Source organism: Haemophilus parahaemolyticus, from assembly GCF_018373095.1.
GTDB classification, from domain to species: Bacteria; Pseudomonadota; Gammaproteobacteria; order Enterobacterales; family Pasteurellaceae; genus Haemophilus_A; species Haemophilus_A parahaemolyticus_A.
On record NZ_JAHAHT010000005.1, the window covers coordinates 25,656 to 42,567 of the forward strand.

The window sequence follows — 16,912 nt, forward strand, 5'->3', positions numbered from 1 at the left end:
AATTAGTTACCTAAACGTTCACGGTTATATGAGCCATCTAATACACGACTCCACCATTTTTGATTATTTAAGTACCATTCCACCGTTTTGCGAATACCTGATTCAAAAGTTTCTTGTGGCTTCCAACCTAATTCTCGGCCAATTTTGGCTGCATCAATCGCATAGCGCACATCATGACCAAGGCGATCTTTCACATAGGTAATAAGATCTTCATATTTTGCTACACCTTCTGGTTTATTTGGCACTAACTCTTCTAATAAACTGCAAATAGTACGTACTACATCAATATTTGCTTTCTCATTATGCCCACCAATATTATATGTTTCACCTACCTTACCTTCTGTTACGACTTTATATAATGCACGCGCATGATCTTCTACAAATAACCAGTCTCGAATTTGTTGACCATTTCCATAAACTGGTAATGGTTTTCCATCTAGTGCATTTAAAATCATTAATGGGATAAGTTTTTCAGGAAAATGAAATGGACCATAGTTATTTGAACAGTTAGTCACAATCGTTGGTAAACCATAAGTACGCAGCCATGCACGCACTAAGTGATCACTTGAAGCTTTAGATGCTGAATAAGGACTGCTAGGTGCATAAGGTGTAGTTTCAGTAAACAAATCATCCGTGCCTTCTAAATCACCATAGACTTCATCGGTTGAAATATGGTGGAAACGGAATGCCACTTTTTTCTCATCGCTTAATGTATTCCAATAGGCTCGAGCTGCTTCTAATAGCGTGTAAGTACCTACGATATTTGTTTCGATAAAAACTGCTGGCCCATCAATAGAACGGTCAACATGGCTTTCTGCCGCTAAGTGCATCACCGCATCTGGTTGATGATGTTCAAATACACGTGCCAATGCTTTTGCATCACAAATATCCACTTGCTCAAACGCATAACGTGGATGATTTTCCACCGTTTCTAGGGATTCTAAATTACCAGCATAGGTCAATTTATCAACGTTTACTACGCTGTCTTGCGTGTTTTCAATAATATGGCGAACTACTGCAGAGCCGATAAAGCCTGCACCGCCTGTCACGAGAATTTTCATTATGTTACCTTTAATAAGAAATGACATCAAACAGCTTTTATTTTACCTGATATTAGAGGATAATGCTGCAATTATTTTATTAGAATAAGTGAGAACAATTAATGAGCGATATCCAAATTCCTCTTATCTTTACAGATGCTGCGGCGAGAAAGGTGAAGAGTTTAATTGAAGGGGAAGATAATCCAAATCTACGTTTGCGTGTGTATATCACAGGTGGTGGCTGCAGCGGGTTCCAATATGGGTTTACCTTTGACGATCAAGTTAATGAGGGAGATTTAACCATTGAAAACCAAAATGTCAGTTTAGTGGTGGATCCAATGAGTTTGCAATATTTGATTGGTGGTACAGTAGATTACACCGAAGGGCTAGATGGTTCGCGTTTTGTGGTGCAGAATCCGAATGCGAGTTCAACCTGTGGCTGTGGTTCTTCTTTCAGCATTTAATTTGCTTTTTTTAACCAAAAGAGACCACTTATATGAGAGATATTTATCCATACAAGCGGTCTTTTACTTATAACCAATATCTACTAAACTGAAGTATCATCATCTGATTTTTGATATTTATAATGAATCCGCCATAACATTCTGGCATCTAAATTGCTGGATGCAATCATAGTGAGAAAAACAGCGGAACCAAAGAAAAACGCTGCATCGCCAACCGAAAAACTCAAAATATTACCCCGTTCTAACAGCGACATCATCAACGCTAATACAAACAAATCCAACATCGACCAACGCCCTACAAAGTGAACGTAATGGAGTAATTTCATTTGAAGATGGATAGGATGCTTCCATTTGTAGTGAATAGCTAGCAATAAGTAGAACAAAATGGCGACTTTGCTAAACGGCACAGCGATACTTGCGACAAATACAATTGCGGCAACCGCATAACTGCCCATTTTCATAAAGGTAATCACGCCCGACATTAACGTATCCGCAGACACTGAGCCAGCAAGCCCTGTGGCTGAAATCGGCAGCAGGTTGGCAGGAATCATCATAATCGCACCAGCAATCAGTGCCGCCCAAACACGTTGTAATTTGATTTTATCCGGCACATCTAAATTACTTTCACAACGAGGGCAGCGATGGCGACCTTTTAAATCGATAATGTTCTCATCAAATGTAAAATCACACACTGGGCATAGCGAAGGCGGATGCGGATAATCCGACGCAAGCGGCCGACATTCTGGATAAAAATACGCCCACGCTTGTTTGAGATCGATTTTGCTAAATAACAAGGTAATGAGTAGCGTTGCAAGCACAAAAGCAGAAAGATGGATGCTAAACTCAATGCTGGCGTAGTCCTTGATTTTAAATGCGGCTACGGCAAGTGCTACAAAATAGACATCAAACATTACCCACTCTTGGATTTTGCCAAGAAAAATCAGCGTATAGCGAGGGCGCCGCCCAATTAAATGTTGAGCTGTTATTGTTAAAATTAGCAATACAAAGGCAATAGGGGCAACAACCGAACAGAGCAAAATCATAAATGCGGTGTAAGCGTAGCCTTCTACTGCCATTTTCCACACACCGCCCCAAATAGTTGCGTGCACAGGCACGCCGAGCAAGTCAATACTCATCAGAGGAAATGTAAGTGCAAAAGGGAGCAAAATAAGCACTGCAAGCGCAATAACGGCACAGCGGCGTAAATTCCACGCATTGCCCTTTTCGAGCGTATGATGGCAGTTCGGACAATTTGCAATATGGTTATAGAGCAGATGCGGAACTTTCACCAAGGTTTCACATTCGGTACATTGTTCAAGGGTTAATTTCTGTATTTTCATTCCGTTATTATAAAACAAAACGCCCCAAACATTTGCTTAGGGCGTAAAATTATTGCCTAAAGATTAAACTTTTTTCACTTGTGCACGTTTACCTAAAATTACTGATAAACCAAACGCAACTATGAATGAAATCACCATACCGATTGAGTACATTGCAAGGCTATCTGGTTTGATAGAAGCCACCCCCAAGAAGCCTGCTGCACCTAAAGCAATCGCTTTTACGTTAAATGCTGCAATGAATGCACTTGCTAAGCCTGAACCGATCATTGCAGAGATGAATGCGTGGCGATAGCGTAAGTTAACACCAAACATCGCTGGCTCTGTAATACCTAATAAGGCAGATACGCCAGATGGAATCGCTAAACCACGGACTTTGGCATCTTTCATTGTAAACGCCACGCCTAAACACGCCGCACCTTGTGCGATGTTAGACATTGCTGCGATTGGGAAAATGAACGTACCGCCAGTGTGTGCAATGTCCGCTAATAATTGGGTTTCTACCGCAATAAAGGTTTGATGCATACCCGTGATAACGATTGGAGCGTAAAATGTACCGAAGATTGCACCGCCTACAAAACCTAAGCTGTTATATAACCAAGTTAAGCCTGAAGAAATTAAGCTACCTGCTTCACGTCCGAATGGACCGATAACGGTGAATGCCAAGAAACCAGCGATGAATAAAGAGAACATCGGAGTCACCAGGTTATCTAAATATGAAGGTACAAATTTGCGGAAGCCTTTTTCAAGGGTTGCAAGCACCCAAGCTGAAATGATTGTTGGGATTACCGTGCCTTGATAGCCCACTTTTTCGATTTCTAAACCCAGTACGTTCCAGTATTTGATGTTACCTTCCATTAAGGTTTTCGCATAGTTCCAACCATCTGCTAATGCAGGGTGAACTAAAAGCATACCAAGTGCCGCCCCTAAGAATGGATTGCCGCCAAATTTACGGGTTGCCGAGAAACCGAGTAATACAGGTAAGAAGACGAAAGGTGCGTTCGCGATGGTGTTAATGAAATCCACTAAGTCCGACACATCAGGGTATTTGGTGACAACTGAATGCCCTTCCCAGAAGAAGCCGACCGAGGTTAGCATCGAGTGGATACCCATCAGCAAACCGCCTGCCACGATAGCAGGAATGATTGGTACGAAAATATCCGCTAAACCTTTCACCAAACGTTGTAATAATGGTTGGTTTGCAGCCCCTGCTGCAGCTACTTCAGAGGTTGACATATCACCAATGCCCATCTGTTTTTGCATTTCAGCGTGTACTTTGTTTACCGTGCCCGAACCAAAAATGATTTGATACTGACCGCTGGTAGAAAATTGACCTTTCACGCCTTCGATATTTTCGATAGCTTCTTTATCAACTTTAGACTCATCAGCAAGCGTTAAACGCAAGCGAGTTGCACAGTGTGCGAGAGTGGTAATATTCTCTTTACCACCCAATTTTGCGATGGTTTGTTCCGCAATTTTAGGGAAGTTCATAACGACCTCTTTTGATGAAAAATAAAACGTAGCTATTCTAACTAAAACGGTTTAGCCAAAAAAGAAGAAAGTGTTGTAAATGTGATTTAGTTCACAATTTTTGCAAAAATCTGGAAAAATTAGATTGCAAAGTAAATCTATTTTTCCAGTTTTAACCCAATATCTAAAGTGGTGATAAATATTTTATTCTCTCGCTTCTTTGTTATGAATTATCAACAGATCCTAGGGTTAGTTTGTTAGCTTAAAAAAATCCCCAAACTAAATAGCAAATTGGTGATTAACGCTAATCCTGCCATCTGCCCTAAAATTGGGCGGAGTTCTATAGGGGCTTGATGGCGATATACAAATAAACCGTGTTTCATTAAAAGTGGTACAGCAAGCAAGAAGAAGTAGTTATACCAATGCTCGAAATTGAGAATCGCAAAAATCAGGTAAGAAACGACCGCTAGTACTAATAGAATCGCGTGGTAAATGCGTCCGTTTTTCGAGCCAATGCGTACGATTAACGTATTTTTACCCACTTTACGGTCTTGGTTAATATCGCGGAGATTGTTGATATTAAGCACAGAAACCGAGAGTAATCCGCAGCCAAAGGCAGGAATAAAAATCATCGCTGGCAAGCTGTGGGCTTGCAAATAGAACACACCAATTACCGCCACAAAACCGAAGAAAATCAGCACGAATAAATCGCCTAAACCTAAGTAACCGTAAGCTTTTTTACCGACCGTGTAAGTGATAGCGGCAACAATCGAAATCACGCCTAGCCCTAAGAAGACCAACAGATCTTCAATCCCTTCATAAGCGTAGAAACTTAAAGCAGCCCCAGAAAGGAAAGAAAGCACGCTTAATACGATAACCGCCATTTTAAGCTGTTCGCCTGTAATGGCACCGTGTTGAATGGCACGTAATGGCCCGATGCGTTCTGCGGTGTCTGAGCCTTTCACGTGGTCACCGTAGTCATTCGCAAAATTAGAGAGTACTTGCAATAAAATGGTGGTAATAAAGGCAAGTAGGGTGGTGATCAAATCAAATTTGCCTGCCCAATAAGCGAGTGCTGAGCCGATAATAATAGAAGCCAAGGCAAGCGGTAAAGTCTTCGGGCGAGCCGTGCTAAACCAGATGGCAAAGGTAGAATTTTTGTTCATTTTGATGGTTTCGTTTAGAATGGATAAAAGAAAAACGTAGTTTAGCAAAAAAGAGAAATGATGTGTAATCCAATCAGTTTAAGCCCTGTAGCGGTAGTTGAAAGCCCCTATGATGAGAAATTTTCCGTACCTCGCCAGCCTAACTTAGTGCAAGAAGGTAAGGGCATTTTACGTCTACTTCCGCCTTACAACACGCCCGATGCAGTGCGAGGAATTAAGCAATTTAGTCATTTATGGCTGATTTTTCAGTTCCACCAAATTCCCGAACGTGAATGGCACGCGACCGTTCGTCCGCCTCGTTTAGGCGGTAATGAACGTGTGGGTGTGTTTGCTTCTCGTGCCACACATCGCCCAAATCCACTTGGATTATCGAAAGTAAAATTAGAACGAGTTGAATGCAAAAATGGCGAAGTATTGTTGCATTTGGGCAGCGTTGATTTAGTAAACGGTACACCCATATTTGACATCAAACCTTATATTCATTACGCCGACAGCGAGCCTGAAGCCATCTCTGGCTTTGCCCAAGAAAAACCGCAAGCAAAATTAAGCGTTACATTTCTGCCTGAAGCGGAACAAGCGGTCAAGAAAGCTAAAAACTTTGCAAAATTTGGCATAAATCAACCGCTTACATTTATCCACGATGTAATTGCACAAGATCCGCGTCCTGCTTATCAACAAGGGAAAAAGTCAGATCGGATTTATGGTATGAATTTGGCAGGCTATAATGTACGATGGAAAATTGATGAACAGAATTTCACAAAAGCGGTGGTGATTGGCATAGAGGAGGGGAACTTTTAGTGTTCCCCGATTTCGATTGTTTAGGTTCTTGCCGAATACACTTTAAACTTAGTAGATTTTGCCACCACTTCGTGCTTGCCGAACGCACTGTCTAGCAAGTCTGGATAAGGCAAAAAGGCATTCGCTACAATGCGTAATTCCCCGCCTTTGGTTAAATGGTTTTTCGCTTGTAAAATCAAATTTTCGACCGCTTGATAAGCCGTATCCACACCATCATGGAATGGCGGGTTGGAAACAATTAGGTCAAATCGCCCTTCAATATGCGAGAATACATCGCTTGCCAACACTTCGCCGTCCAATGCATTCTCCTCCAAAGTACGTTTACTTGACGCAATTGCCATTGCGTGAATATCGCTCATCGTCAGCTTAATTTTCGGGAACTGTTTTTTCAAACTCGCCCCAATTATGCCAGCCCCACAACCTAAATCCAGCACTTTACCTTTTAAGCCGTCAGCTTTATGGAAGGTGGAAAGTAACAGATTTGTGCCGCCATCCAATTCTGCCGAGCTAAATACCGCTGGCAAAGCAGAAATTGTTAAATCGTTGAGTACGTAGCTTTTCCAGAATTTTTCTACATTGAAAGTCGGTACACTTTTCAATTCAAAATGGTACAAACCACATCGGCGGGCTGAGTCAATTTTGGCAATATTACCGAACGGTTCGAGCATTTTTTCGACCGAACGCACGCCTGCACGGTTTTCGCCAATAATCAGCAATTCTTGCCCGACTTCTGCTTGAGCCAGCCATTCTAACAATTGATATTGGCATTCCTGCTTGTTCTTTGCCCAATAATACACGGCTAAGTCCGCTTTTTTGCTGTTTTCCATACCAAATTCGACCGCTTGTCGTGAATGGGCATAGTCAAAATAGCTACTAAACACGGTAATATTTTTGGTATCTTTTAAACTTTGGGCAAAATCATCACGCACATAACCAAAAAACAGTACTGTTTTTTCAACAAATAGAGGCAAATGGCGAGCTAACACTTCGCTTTCAAGAGAGAACATAATTTCCTTTCCTTTAAAAATAATTTCCGCATTTTACTCAGTTTTGCTACTATTCCCTATCAATTTTTTACGAGAACAAGATGAATAGACGAGATTTATTATTGCAGGCAATGGGCGTGACACAATGGCAGTTGGTTAAGCCACAAGTGCTCAAAGGCGATGCTCAAATTCGGTTAGATCAAGCGGTCAAATTAGTAGTGATTTGTGAAGAAGAACAACAAAAAAGCAGGCTTTTTCAAGACTTGCTTTTTGCGCTTTCATTGCAATCGAATGAATTTTACTGGGTAAATCACGAGCAATTTCAGCGAATCTGTTTCGAACATAAGCCATTTTTCTTGGTGGTAGAAGCCGAAGAGCAAGCGGTCAGAATTCAGGAAAAATGTGCAAATCAACCGCAGTTGAATCTTGCCAGTTGGGCAGAATTATTGAATGCAGAGACCAAAAGGCGGTTATGGAAAGTGCTGGATGCAGCTTTTCAGAAGTTATAAACCGCATTCACTAATTCACATATTTACTTTATTTTCACATCCTTATTCTTTTTTTAAAAGTTTGGAGCAAAAATATAAAATTTCGCTCCGTTTTTCCTATTTATTTTGGCAAATCTAAAAGAGAATTAATGGCTTTTCTTGTATAAGACTTCTCTTTTATCTTTCCTTTTAAATTTTTTATTCAAAAAAAATAAATATTTCAATTAAAACATCATAAATGTCCTAATTTAAAATAAAGTAAACGTTCGCTTAAGACATTTCACTTGGCTGAAAACGATCAAATCTTGGTCGACTTTGCTTATATTTTTCTTTAAAATGGGGAAAGTTTGACTGAATATTTTTGAAAGTGTAAAGCCTATCAATAAAAATATTAAGTAAATTATTTTCTATCCCCCTCTATCTCTACAACCTTTTAAAAGGAAATCTACATATGAAACCAGATTTTAAAACCACAGCAGTGGCTATTTTAGTAGCCTTAGGTGTAACCGCCTGTAAATCTGATACGAAACGTGAAACAGCAGCAATGCAAATCAATCAACAAGCTCAACAAGCCGCAGATCAGTCCCATTTAGAAGCTGAGCAAAAAGCGAAAGATGAAGCTGCTCGTAAAGCAAAAGCAGCGGAAGAAAAAGCTCGCATTGAAAAAGAAAAAGCCGAGTTAGCCGCAAAACACGCGGCTGAAGCTAAGGCTAAAGCAGAGCAAGAAGCTGAAGAAAAAGCACAAGAACAAGCTCGTTTAGATGCAGAGCGTAAAGCACAAGAAGAAGCTGCTCGTAAAGCAAAAGCAGCAGAAGAAAAAGCCCGTTTAGAGCGTGAAGCGGCAGAAAAAGCAGCACTCGCGAAAAAAGCAGAAGCAGACCGTTTGAAAGCAGAAGCGGAAGCTAAAGCACAAGAACAAGCTCGTTTAGACGCAGAGCGTAAAGCACAAGAACAAGCAGAGCGTGAAGCAAAAGCAGCAGAAGAAAAAGCCCGTTTAGAGCGTGAAGCGGCAGAAAAAGAAGTACTCGCAAAAAAAGCAGAAGCAGACCGTCTTGCGGCTGAAGAAAAAACCCGCCTTGAGGAAGAAAAATTAGCCAAAGAGCAACTTGAAAAAGAAGCCAATAAGGAAAAAGTAAGAATTGAAGCTGAGTTGGCACAGATTCCTATGGCTGGAAAAATACCTTGGGAAATTAAATTAAATATCAGAACTGTAATAGAACCCCATTCAGATATTGAAAGTTGGATGGTTGAGGAGGCTCGAGATTTAGTATCACTTCCTGAACCATATAAAGGGGAAACTCTTGAATATAACTCTCCATTTGCAACCTTACCATTAATTGATTCCAATCATGAAATTAATTTTACCGAAATAACTAAAAAAGATATTCATAACGGAGGAAAATATCTTGGTAAGCACGAAGGAAGTTGGTCAGATCCAGCAATTAATGGTGTTATTGTAACAACAGAAAATAGAGTAACTAATGATAAGGTACTAAATGGAGCATATATTGGCAAAAAAGAACCATTAGATGGTATTTCAATTGATGATAAATCAAATACAATTAATTATATTTTTATAAATAATCCATATTCTACTTATGGTGTATTATTTACTAATGAACATGATCAAAAACATTTTTACAAGGGTATAAAAACCCAAATATATGGTTCTCTATATGAACAAGTTAACGAAGATACGAGTGAAATTAAATATATAGATAGCTTAAAAGGAGATGTTACTTATAAAGGCGATGTTATAGCAACTATTACTCGAGGTATTCCTGGTTCAGAATATGGAACAATTCAGGATCTGCCAAAAGTAGATGGTAAAATAACATTGAATGCCCATTTTGGTTCTTTTAAGGAAGAAAATAGTATAAAAGGGCAATTAGTCAGTAATACTGTTGGCACTATAGATTTATTACCTACAACGCCTCATCAAACTTATACAAATACTCATTATGGTAATACATTTTCAGGAAAAGTAGAAAAACTTGATAATGGTAAAGATATGATTTTAGGAGGATATAACGGTGTACTTGTAGGTAAAGACGGGCAGGATATTGTAGGTCAAGTAGGGTTTAAATATTATCTTGACTATGTTAGTGGTTCATACGACCCTAATTGGAAATTTCAGGCTGACAAAGATGGCAAAAACCCCATTGCCCAATACGACGCTGTATTCGGTGCAACCAAACAGCCAAAATAAGATTCATTCCTGACTGATAAGAGCTTGTGGATGTATACTACGACATCCACAAACCTTAATATTAAATGGACAAATAAAATGAAATTTACCAAAACACTTTTTACAACAGCACTGCTCGGTTTTTCTTTGGCAGCGTGTCAGTCTTATGCTGTTGAGACAAAAGACTCATCAAGCCAACTACAACAAATGCAACAAGCTATAACAGCTAAACAGCAAGGTGATTACCAAACCGCCCTTAAACTGTGGCAACCTTTAGCAAAACAGGGAAATTCACTAGCACAATTTTCTTTAGGTGTACTGTATTTTAAAGGGGAGGGTGTAAAACAAGACTATACAGAAGCGGCACAATGGCTTAAAAAAGCTGCCGAACAAGGTAATTCAACTGCTCAGTTTATGCTGGGAGCAATATATAGAGATGGGCTAGGCACAAAACAAAATTATATTGAAGCAGCAAAATGGTTTCACAAAGCTACCGAACTGAATAACGAAGGAGCTCAACTTGAGTTAAGTTATTTATATGCCGATGGAAATGGTGTAAAAAAAGATTATATTGAATCAATCAAATGGCTTAAAAAATCCGCTGAACAGGGTTATGACCAAGCTCAGTTTAAGTTAGCAGCGGCATATTATAATGGGGAAGGTGTAAAACAAGATAAAATGAAAGCCAAAGAATGGCTTCGTAAATCTTGTGATAAAGGACTTTCCGTTGGCTGCGAAGTTTACCATAAAATAGAGCGAGGCGAATTGTAGTAAAATATATTCAACTAAAATGCCTCATTCTTTTAGCATGGAGCTCTTTCATAATTTGTATAAGTACCTGTTTCAAAACGAGAAACAGGTAATGAATCGTTTTTTTAAAACGGTAATATTTGCAAAATAATCTGCAAATGCTACCGCTTGTTTTTTATTAATTAATATTTTTTCTTAATCAAATAGTGCCCGATATAACCAACAATCAAACCAATTACCGCAAATGGTAGCCATTCCATTGAGTAAGATTTGAAAGGTAGACTGTCGGTAAAACCTGTGCCGATAACGGATAAAATCGAGATGATAGTCACAAATCCCAACGCTAAACGTTGCCCTAATAATGGAATGCGATGCAAGGCGTTAATGCCAAGCACTAAGATCACTGTCATCGCAATTGGATAGAGGATTAACAACATCGGTACGGATTTTTCGATTACCGCTTTTAAACCAAGGTTTGCAATGGCAAAGCTGATCACACAGAACAGAATCACGTAAGTACGGTAGCTAATTTTCGGGAAAACTTCGCTAAAGTATTCGCCGACTGAGGTACATAAACCCACTGCAGTGGTTAAGCACGCAAGTGAAACGATAACCCCTAACACCATTCGTCCGTATTCGCCAAAGGCTTGTTGGGCTGCGTTATTGAGGATATAAGTACCGAGGTCTTGTTTGCGTTCTGCAAGCGCGGTCAAAGTTTCTGGGGTCAGTTGTGCGTGGTTGCCAATCCAACCAATAGAGAAGTAGATAAATCCTAATGCAACTGCTGCAATAATGCCTGCAAAAATGGTCTGTTTAATCAATGCCGATGGGCTAACGCCTTTGGCTTTAATCGCATTTAACACAATGACTGAGAAGGCTAATGAAGCCAATGCGTCCATCGTGAAATAGCCTTCAATTACCCCTTTAAAGACCCAAGACTCCTCTTGTGCAGTTACTGCAACAGGTGGCTGGTCAAATAAGAAAAAGGCACGGACAACCAAAGAGATAATAATTAAAATCAATGCTGGCGTTAAAATTGCTCCCACACGATCTACCATTTTTGACGGGTTGAGACTTAACCACATTGTGATCGCAAAATAAAAAAGCGTGAAGATAAATAGCAGTAAATTGCTCACATCTTCACCCAAAAATGGCACAACCGCCATCTCAAATGCGGTCGCACCTGTGCGCGGACCAGCAAAGAATGGACCAATTGAAAGATAAATTGCCGCTAAAAAAATCAGCGAGAACCAAGGATGGATGCGGTTTAGTGCCGCTTTGTAGCCGCCTTCATAAAAGGCACTGACAATAATCCCCAGTAAAGGTAAGCCTACTCCCGTAGTGATAAAGCCTAAAATAGACGAAAAGAAATGTTCTCCGCTCTCAAAGCCAAGCTTAGGTGGAAAAATAAGATTGCCAGCTCCGAAAAAGATGGCAAAGAGCATAAAGCCAACAACGAATGTATTTTTAGTCATAATTACACACACAAATAAAAAGTAAAAAATAAAAGGGAATAAAAGCAAAAAACCGAATTTTGCATTTATTGAGGGCAATAATAGCAAAATTCGGTATAAATTGAACCGCTTGTTTGGGCAAATTTCCGTAAATTATAGCGTTGGTAGGTATTTTAAAAATCTCACCGCTTATTTTTATAAGCTAGATTATTTACCTAAATTACTAAAGAAATTCTTCACGCTATTTAAAAAGCCTTCTTGCTGAGGGCGATGTTTCCCTTTGCCATCAAAACTTTCTTCCAATTTACGCAGAAGTTCTTTTTGTTCTTCGCTTAATTTTACTGGTGTTTCAACAATCACTTTGCAGATTAAATCACCTGCGTAGCCACCTCTAGGGCTTGCCACCCCTTTGCCACGCACACGGAAGAGTTTACCCGTTTGTGTTTCTGCTGGGATTTTGAGTTTCAACTTACCTTCTAAAGTTGGCACTTCAATCTCTCCGCCTAATGCAGCTTGAGTGAAGCTAATTGGCACTTCGCAGTAAAGGTTTGAACCATCACGTTCAAAAATTTCATGGTCACGAACATGAATCACTACATATAAATCGCCCGCTGGTGCGCCATTTTCCCCTGCAGCCCCTTCGCCTGATAAGCGTAATTGGTTACCCGTGTCTACACCTGCTGGAATCGTGACCGATAGGTTTTTCGCTTTTTGAACACGTCCATCACCGTGGCAAGATTTACATGGTTTCTCGATTTTTTTACCTGTGCCGTGACAAGTTGGGCATAAGCCTTCAGTCACGAAGAAGCCTTGTTGACGGCGTACTCGACCTGTGCCGTGGCAGTGTGAACAGGTTTCTACTTTAGAATCTTTTTCTGCACCAGTACCGTGGCAAGTATCGCACTCAGCTAATGTAGAAAGACGAATATCTTTTTTACAGCCTTTTACAGCTTCTTCTAAGGTGATTTCAATGTCGTAACGTAAATCATCGCCACGCACCACACGTTGACGGCGACCGCCTCCGCCAAAACCGCCTCCAAACATTTCGCTGAAGATGTCTTCAAAGCCGCCGAAACCGCCACCGAAGCCACCAAAACCGCCGCCACCAGCGCCACCGCCTTGTTCAAAGGCTGCATGACCATATTGGTCGTAAGCTGCACGTTTTTCAGCGTCGCTTAGTACTTCATAAGCTTCGTTGATCTCTTTAAATTTTTCTTCTGCATCTTTGCTGCCTTGGTTTTTGTCGGGATGATGTTTAGACGCTAAACGTTTATACGCACGTTTGATGTCGTTCTCACTCGCCCCTTTTTGTAAACCAAGGACTTCGTAGTAATCTTTTTTTGCCATAGTATTTTATTTGATTTGTAAATTTTACTGAAATTTGACTACTTATATAAGTTTATACTATTCCAACTCTGTTAAACCAACTATTATTCTGCCCTAACAGAATAGAAATCTATGATTTTAGGATAAATAGTTTCCCAGCTTAGGGATAAATTCCACAATAGAATTCAATAGACTTATCGATTTCGCAGCATGTTCTATAAATGTACCATATAATGTTTTATATTTATCTGTATTTTTATTCTTATCCATTTCTTCAATGATACTTATAAGATCTTTTATTATCTCCTTATCTTCATTGCTCTCTTTTAATTTATTTTTCACTTCATCAAAAATACTTAAAGATTGATAACTTACTGATTGTTGCAAATAATCACCACTGTTATGATTAGCCATATTTTGAATACTTCCAATATTATAAACTGTCGCTTCTCTATTACTTAATTCATTAAAATCTTTAATCATTTCTTTATCTACCATTATTAATTTTATATTTTCAAGATGTTCTTGAATTTTTCTAATGATTTTTATCAAATCATGCTTTTGACAAAAAGGTAAAAGAATTCCTTTTGCTTTGCATATAATTATTTGATGTTCAGGTAAGTTGAAATAAACATTACCAGATGTAAGTCTTTTATCTCTAGTATATTGGTTTCCTGAAAATCTTTTTAGAAATGACTTTTCATAATCTTTATGTTCAAAAACCTTAAATTTTTCAAGTTCATCTATCAGTCTACCTAGATAAGAATCTTTAGAAACTATATTTTGAGAATGAATGATAGAAAGCACAGAATCTTTACATTCACTTAAAAGCACTCGAAGTTCATTAGATATTCCAATAATAACATTTATTTTATCTTCATCAAATGAATCCAATATTCTATTTTGAATACTACCTCGTTCATATTCGACCCAATCCCCTACACTATCAAACCCGAATTGTTTTAAAGAATATTCTCTTTGTAATCCCCATTCTTGATTAAAGAAACATCCAACAGGAGGTTTTTGAAAATCTCTATAATACACATTAGAGTGGTAACCAAAGATAGAACCAGACCAAGATTCTTCATATTTATTGGCTTCAGATATTAAGTTGTTAATAATGGAAATATTAATTTCTTCAGTATTTTCAAGCCGTTGTGCTATTTCTTCTAACTTATTAATTATTAGCATATATTTCCTTTTTACTGGGAGTTTATTTGATAAGCTATAGCTATGCTTCAAAATATTGATATTGCTTAACAATAGAGTTAAATTCTCTCGATTCTTACTATGCTAAATACACTAAAAGGGCGTGTTTCCACGCCCTTTATTTATGCTCGAAGAGCTGTGAAATTATTTGTTGTCTTTCACTTCTTCAAATTCAGCATCTACCACGCCATCATCTTTTGCTGATGATTGTTGCGGTTGTTCGCCCGCTTGTGCTTTTGCTTGCGCTGCTTGCATAAGTGGTTCAGACGCTTTGATTAATGCTTCAATTTTTGCTTCAATCTCTGCTTTGTCTTCGCCTTTTGCTGCCGTTTCAAGTTCGTTCACCGCTGCTTCAATTTTCTCTTTGTCTGAAGCGGCTAACGCATCACCTGCTTCGGTAATTTGTTTGCGAGTTGCGTGTGCGATACCATCTGCTTGGTTACGTGCTTGCACTAACTCTTCAAATTTACGGTCTGCATCTGCGTTCACTTCTGCATCACGCACCATTTGTTGAATTTCTTCATCAGATAAACCTGAAGACGCTTGAATGCGGATTTGTTGCTCTTTACCCGTATTTTTATCTTTTGCAGATACGTTGATTACGCCGTTTGCATCGATATCAAATGTTACTTCAATTTGTGGCATACCACGCGGTGCAGGATTAATACCCTCTAGGTTGAATTGACCTAAAGATTTATTGTCTGCCGCACGTTTACGCTCGCCTTGAAGAACGTGAATGGTTACCGCACTTTGGTTATCTTCCGCAGTTGAGAACACTTGCGATTTTTTAGTTGGAATCGTGGTGTTTTTCTCAATTAAGGTTGTCATCACCCCCCCCATGGTTTCGATACCAAGTGATAATGGGGTTACGTCTAATAATAGAACGTCTTTCACATCACCTTTTAATACACCACCTTGAACCGCAGCACCAATTGCCACCGCTTCATCTGGGTTTACGTCTTTACGAGCTTCTTTACCGAAGAATTCAGCCACTTTTTGTTGTACTAACGGCATACGAGTTTGACCACCCACGAGAATGATATCGTGGATTTCGTTTACACTCTTACCTGCATCTTTTAATACTGCTTTTAATGAGTCAATTGAGCTTGCTACTAAGTCTTCAACTAATGCTTCTAATTTCGCACGGGTTACGCTGATTGCTAAGTGTTTAGGACCTGTTGCATCTGCTGTGATATACGGAAGATTCACTTCTGTAGATTGTGCTGATGAAAGTTCGATTTTCGCTTTTTCAGCTGCTTCTTTCACACGTTGTAATGCCATTGGGTCGTTACGTAAATCAACGCCTTGCTCTTTTTTGAACTCATCAATAATGTAGTCGATGACACGGTTATCGAAGTCTTCACCACCTAAGTGAGTGTTACCACCTGTTGCTAATACTTCGAAAGTTTGTTCACCATCGAAGTTATCAATTTCGATGATTGAAATATCGAATGTACCACCACCTAAGTCATAAACTGCGATCACTTGGTTCTCTTTGCTTGAACCTAAACCAAATGCTAACGCAGCCGCTGTCGGTTCATTGATGATACGTTTAACATCTAAACCTGCGATTTTACCTGCATCAATCGTTGCTTGACGTTGTGCATCGTTAAAGTATGCAGGAACGGTAATTACCGCTTCTGTTACAGACTCGCCCAAGAAATCTTCTGCCGTTTTTTTCATTTTTTTCAATACTTCAGCAGAAATTTGCGGTGGTGCTAATTTATCACCTTTTACATTTACCCACGCATCGCCGTTATCTGCACGCACGATTTCGAAAGGCATAATTTTAATATCGCGTTGAACTTCTTCGCTTTCAAAACGACGACCAATTAAACGTTTAATTGCGAATAATGTATTTTTCGGGTTAGTGATTGCTTGACGTTTTGCTGGCTGACCAACTAAGGTTTCATTATCTGTATAAGCAATGATTGAAGGGGTTGTACGTGCACCTTCTGCATTTTCAATTACGCGCGCTTTGTCGCCGTCCATTACAGCTACACAAGAGTTTGTTGTACCTAAATCAATACCAATAATTTTTCCCATTTTGTACTCCTAGTAAAAATTTTAAAATTCGGGGTAAGGCTTGTAGCCCTATTTATTACGAATTGTAAGATGTGGATATTCTTTCGCATTTCAAGAGAAAATTTTAAAAATTTTTTATTTCTTAAAGTGCGGTGATTTCCGTTCTTGTTTTCAAGATAAGTCTCACATGATGAACTTCAAGGGGAAAACA

The 16,912-nt window shown here is 39.2% G+C and carries 14 protein-coding genes; 5 read left to right on the forward strand and 9 right to left on the reverse strand.

Going from position 1 to position 16,912, the window contains the following annotated elements:
- Positions 1-2: 2 nt before the first annotated feature.
- Positions 3-1,061 carry a dTDP-glucose 4,6-dehydratase gene (gene rffG, locus KH943_RS01440; RefSeq protein WP_304106603.1) on the reverse strand — a complete coding sequence of 353 codons (1,059 nt, stop codon included), beginning with the start codon at positions 1,059-1,061 and terminating at the stop codon, positions 3-5.
- A 101-nt stretch (positions 1,062-1,162) separates the two neighbouring features.
- Here rffG and erpA point away from each other — a divergent pair, with 101 nt between their 5' ends.
- The gene (gene erpA / locus KH943_RS01445) at positions 1,163-1,504 is read left to right on the forward strand and encodes an iron-sulfur cluster insertion protein ErpA (protein ID WP_304106605.1); all 342 of its coding nucleotides are present in this window, start codon (positions 1,163-1,165) and stop codon (positions 1,502-1,504) included.
- Positions 1,505-1,587: 83 nt separating this feature from the next.
- Here the strand turns inward: erpA and KH943_RS01450 are convergent, their stop codons facing one another.
- The 3 genes from KH943_RS01450 to KH943_RS01460 all read right to left on the reverse strand — a co-directional run bounded on the left by KH943_RS01450 (position 1,588) and on the right by KH943_RS01460 (position 5,477).
- Positions 1,588-2,844 (reverse strand): paraquat-inducible protein A, encoded by a 1,257-nt coding sequence (locus tag KH943_RS01450; RefSeq protein WP_304106608.1) that lies wholly within the window; start codon positions 2,842-2,844, stop codon positions 1,588-1,590.
- Between the two features lie 63 nt (positions 2,845-2,907).
- Positions 2,908-4,332 (reverse strand): sucrose-specific PTS transporter subunit IIBC, encoded by a 1,425-nt coding sequence (locus tag KH943_RS01455; protein WP_304106610.1) that lies wholly within the window; start codon positions 4,330-4,332, stop codon positions 2,908-2,910.
- Positions 4,333-4,568: 236 nt separating this feature from the next.
- Complete coding sequence (locus KH943_RS01460; protein WP_304106612.1) at positions 4,569-5,477, reverse strand: 1,4-dihydroxy-2-naphthoate polyprenyltransferase; 909 nt, start codon at positions 5,475-5,477, stop codon at positions 4,569-4,571.
- A 60-nt stretch (positions 5,478-5,537) separates the two neighbouring features.
- Here KH943_RS01460 and tsaA point away from each other — a divergent pair, with 60 nt between their 5' ends.
- Positions 5,538-6,275: a tRNA (N6-threonylcarbamoyladenosine(37)-N6)-methyltransferase TrmO gene (tsaA, locus tag KH943_RS01465; RefSeq protein WP_304106630.1), complete on the forward strand. Its 738-nt coding sequence runs from the start codon at positions 5,538-5,540 to the stop codon at positions 6,273-6,275.
- Positions 6,276-6,295: 20 nt separating this feature from the next.
- Here tsaA and rsmC read toward each other — a convergent pair whose 3' ends face one another.
- Positions 6,296-7,282: a 16S rRNA (guanine(1207)-N(2))-methyltransferase RsmC gene (gene rsmC, locus KH943_RS01470; RefSeq protein ID WP_304106614.1), complete on the reverse strand. Its 987-nt coding sequence runs from the start codon at positions 7,280-7,282 to the stop codon at positions 6,296-6,298.
- 80 nt (positions 7,283-7,362) lie between these two features.
- Here rsmC and KH943_RS01475 point away from each other — a divergent pair, with 80 nt between their 5' ends.
- From KH943_RS01475 to KH943_RS01485, 3 genes are all read left to right on the forward strand, one after another.
- Positions 7,363-7,770, forward strand: coding sequence for a DNA polymerase III subunit psi (locus KH943_RS01475; RefSeq protein WP_304106616.1), 408 nt, complete (start codon positions 7,363-7,365; stop codon positions 7,768-7,770).
- 430 nt (positions 7,771-8,200) lie between these two features.
- Positions 8,201-9,958, forward strand: coding sequence for a hypothetical protein (locus KH943_RS01480; RefSeq protein WP_304106618.1), 1,758 nt, complete (start codon positions 8,201-8,203; stop codon positions 9,956-9,958).
- A 78-nt stretch (positions 9,959-10,036) separates the two neighbouring features.
- Positions 10,037-10,708: a tetratricopeptide repeat protein gene (locus KH943_RS01485; protein WP_304106620.1), complete on the forward strand. Its 672-nt coding sequence runs from the start codon at positions 10,037-10,039 to the stop codon at positions 10,706-10,708.
- Between the two features lie 161 nt (positions 10,709-10,869).
- Here the strand turns inward: KH943_RS01485 and brnQ are convergent, their stop codons facing one another.
- From brnQ to dnaK, 4 genes are all read right to left on the reverse strand, one after another.
- Positions 10,870-12,162: a branched-chain amino acid transport system II carrier protein gene (gene brnQ, locus KH943_RS01490; RefSeq protein ID WP_304106622.1), complete on the reverse strand. Its 1,293-nt coding sequence runs from the start codon at positions 12,160-12,162 to the stop codon at positions 10,870-10,872.
- 186 nt (positions 12,163-12,348) lie between these two features.
- Positions 12,349-13,488, reverse strand: a complete 1,140-nt coding sequence (gene dnaJ / locus KH943_RS01495) for a molecular chaperone DnaJ (protein ID WP_304106623.1) — start codon at positions 13,486-13,488, stop codon at positions 12,349-12,351.
- A 117-nt stretch (positions 13,489-13,605) separates the two neighbouring features.
- Positions 13,606-14,658, reverse strand: coding sequence for a hypothetical protein (locus KH943_RS01500; protein ID WP_304106625.1), 1,053 nt, complete (start codon positions 14,656-14,658; stop codon positions 13,606-13,608).
- A gap of 162 nt (positions 14,659-14,820) precedes the next feature.
- Positions 14,821-16,722: a molecular chaperone DnaK gene (gene dnaK, locus KH943_RS01505; protein WP_304106627.1), complete on the reverse strand. Its 1,902-nt coding sequence runs from the start codon at positions 16,720-16,722 to the stop codon at positions 14,821-14,823.
- Between the last annotated feature and the right edge of the window lie 190 nt (positions 16,723-16,912).